Source organism: Mesorhizobium sp. M1E.F.Ca.ET.063.01.1.1 (assembly GCF_003998155.1).
In the GTDB taxonomy this organism is placed as follows: domain Bacteria; phylum Pseudomonadota; class Alphaproteobacteria; order Rhizobiales; family Rhizobiaceae; genus Mesorhizobium.
The window spans coordinates 1-2,983 of record NZ_RZSC01000714.1; the positions used below are offsets into that span (position 1 = coordinate 1).

The window sequence follows — 2,983 nt, forward strand, 5'->3', positions numbered from 1 at the left end:
GGATTGGTGCGCGGGCCGGACGACAGAAGCCGCGTCTCGATCCATTCGCCGCCGCGCGCGATGTTGCCGCGATGCAGTTCCGCCCACAGCTCGTTCTCGGAAATGCCCGGCTTCAGCGCCGCTTGCATCTCGCCCATCGCCGCCTCGCAGGCGACGATGGCGCGGCGCATGGCAAGGATCTCGTCAGGCGACTTTATCAGGCGCGCATTCTCCATCACCGCCTCGCCATTGCCGACCGTGATGCCCCGGCGGGCAAGCTCCTCGACACCTTCCGCATTGATGTGGTCGATGGCGATGCGCCGGTTGCCGCCACCGTGCTCGGCAACGAGCTCGGCGATGCCGGCGGCCCAGCGGCGGACCTTCCGATCGGTCAACTCGCCGCTATAGAGATACATCCACGACACTGCCGGCCGCACCTCGTCGACGACGCCGGCATGGTCGGACAGGTGCTCGCAGGAGAAATAGTCGAACAGCACCACCGGGCCTTCGGTGGCGACGAAACAGTGGCGGGTCGGGTTGTGCGCGACCCAGGGCTGCATGTTGGTCGAATCGGTCGCGTAGCGGATGTTGACCGGGTCGTAGAGGAGTGCGCCGGCATGGCCGCGGCGCTTGAGCTCGGTGCGGATACGCTCGAGCCGGTATTGCCGCATGGCCGGCAAGTCGGGAGCGGCGATGCCTGCCGCCGCCCATTCGGCTTCGGCTATCGCGCCGTAGCCCAGCACGTGCTGGTTCAGCGCGGCAGCCTTGTCGCGGGAAGCTTCGCGCAGCGCTTCGACCGAGCCCGGTTCGAACGGCATGATCTTGCGGTGGCGGCCGAAGCGTAGTTTGTCCATGCGGTTCCCCGACGCTATTGCGTCGTCATCTTGTGCAATCTCGTTATGGTCACCTGGCGTGGCAAGCCTCCGGAGAGCTGCGGCACCACGATACGCCGATGGAGGGTGTCCATCACATAGCCGGCCTTGGTGATCCTGTCGAAAATGACCGAAGCAGGCTCTTCGTCGTCCGCTAGGACAAGCATAGCAGGCTCGCGGATCGACTTGGCGAAATCGGGGATCTCGTCGTCGAGCACGACGAGATCGGGATCGACCAGGCGGAGATTGCCGATCCAGAACCAGCTCGAGACCACTGTGCCGACCGGCCCGTCGGCCGTCAGCTGACGATGGAGCGAAGCATAGTCCATCCGTACGATGCTGCCGCGGTTGTCGCCACCATGGACGTGCATGTACCAGCTTACCGGCATCACCAGGATGGCGATCACGGCGCCGACGAAGACGATCGTGGCTTGCGTCTTTCTGCCTCTTTCCCCCATGGCGTCGAGGCGCATGGCCAGGGCAGCCGGCAGAAGCACGAACACGGGAAGCATCCAGCGATCGCGAAACTGGGTGATCCCTCCTGCGAGCACCACCACGAGCGTGATCAACAAGGCGAAGGCAATCGCTCGCCAGACCAGCTTTTCCGGCCACGATGCCGTCTCGGGCGATGGTGCGGATTTCTTGCGCGCCAGGAAGAACGCGACGGCAAAGACCGAGATCGGCAGCCCGGCGAAGTTCAAAATAGCCTTACCCAAGCCAAGGATGCCGCGAGACAACGTCTTTGCCGCGCTGCCGCCCTCGCCGATGCCAAAACCCTCGCCGTGCGCCAGCAGGTCTCCCAGATGCGTGAGGCTCCAATAAAATGTCGGCAGGCAGGCAAGGATGGCCACAACCACGCTGATCAGGAAACGACGGTCGAAGATCGCCTCACGCGTCTCGCGAAGCGACAGCGCCGCAAGGAACAGCGCGGCTAGAAAGATCACCATATTGTATTTCGACAGCATTGCCGCAGCAGCCGCCAGGCCGAGCAGCACATAGGCGGCTGTCGACCGCCGCTTCTGCAGCTCGACCACCGCCAGGAGCAGCAGCGACGAAAAGCAAAAAATCGCGGCGGAGTGGGTGAGGGCATGCTGCATCTCCCACACGATCTGCGGAAAAAGCAGCAGGCCGAACATGGCGGCGGCGGCGGCGCGGTTCGAGTAGCCGACGCGGCGCACCGCGGCGAAGCAGGCGGCCAATCCGCCGGCCAGCAGGGCGTATTTGACGATCTTGAGCGCGAGGATGTTGGTTCCGACCAAAGACGCGGTGAGAATGCCGAGCCAAGTGTATAAGGGTGGCTGCGAGCTGCCATAGCCGGCCGTGAGGAACTGCATCGCCATCAACTGTTCGGCGTCGTCGACGCCGACGCCGGTGCCCACGAAGTGGGACAAGAGCGTCATCGCCGCGATCTGGACAAGGCAGTATATGAGCGCAAAGGCGATCGCGGCGCTGAAAGGGCCGGCTCGTTCATCGCAGAGCCAGTCGGTCCATTTCTCTAGCTGCCGCAAAGGGGTCGTCTTCTCATCTGATGCGCCGGTGGCCGGTTGTTATAGCCGGCCACCAACGCGATCCGAAAGCGGGAATGGCCCTTATGTGCGCATCTTTTCGCCGCTCGGGTCGAAGGGCGGCTCGACATTGATGCGGGCCGGGCGGCGGTGCCCGAGGATCTCGATTTCGAACAGGCCGGCGCTTTCGTCTTCCGCGAGGGCCGCCGGAACATAGCCCTGCGCCATCGACTTCTGCACATAATGCGCATAGCCGCCCGACGTCACCCAGCCGACGACGCGCCACTCGCCATCTACGATGCCGCGCACGGCCGAAGCGCCCTCGGCGGCCTTGGAGCCGCGCACTTCCTTGCCTGTCGTGTCGAAGCGCGGCGCGCCATAGCCATGCGGCTTTTCCACCGTGCCGTAGTCCTTGCCGACCTTGGCCCAGATCGGCTCGTCGCCCATCACGTCGGCATCCGCAGCATCGACGATGAAGGAGACGCGGCGCAGCTTCGGCCCTTGCGCCTGCTCCTTGGCGGAAGCCTCGCGGCCGATGAAGTCGTTCTTCTCCAGCTTGATGAAGCGGTCCATCGAGCCTTCGAAGGGACCGTAGATCGGGCGCAGTTCGCGGAACCAGGTCGGAAA

General features: G+C 64.3%; 3 protein-coding genes. All 3 read right to left on the reverse strand.

Annotation, left to right across the window (positions count from 1 at the left end; all coding sequences use genetic code 11):
• Nucleotides 1-833, reverse strand: an 833-nt coding sequence (locus EOA29_RS31090; RefSeq protein ID WP_145969895.1) for an aminopeptidase P family N-terminal domain-containing protein, incomplete at its 3' end; no start/stop codon positions are given.
• 14 nt (nt 834-847) lie between these two features.
• A complete protein-coding gene (locus EOA29_RS31095; RefSeq protein WP_126093309.1) occupies nt 848-2,359 on the reverse strand; it encodes a glycosyltransferase family 39 protein in 1,512 nt (503 codons plus the stop codon).
• An 81-nt stretch (nt 2,360-2,440) separates the two neighbouring features.
• The coding region (locus EOA29_RS31100; RefSeq protein ID WP_145969896.1) for a glycine cleavage T C-terminal barrel domain-containing protein at nt 2,441-2,983 on the reverse strand (543 nt) is incomplete at its 5' end.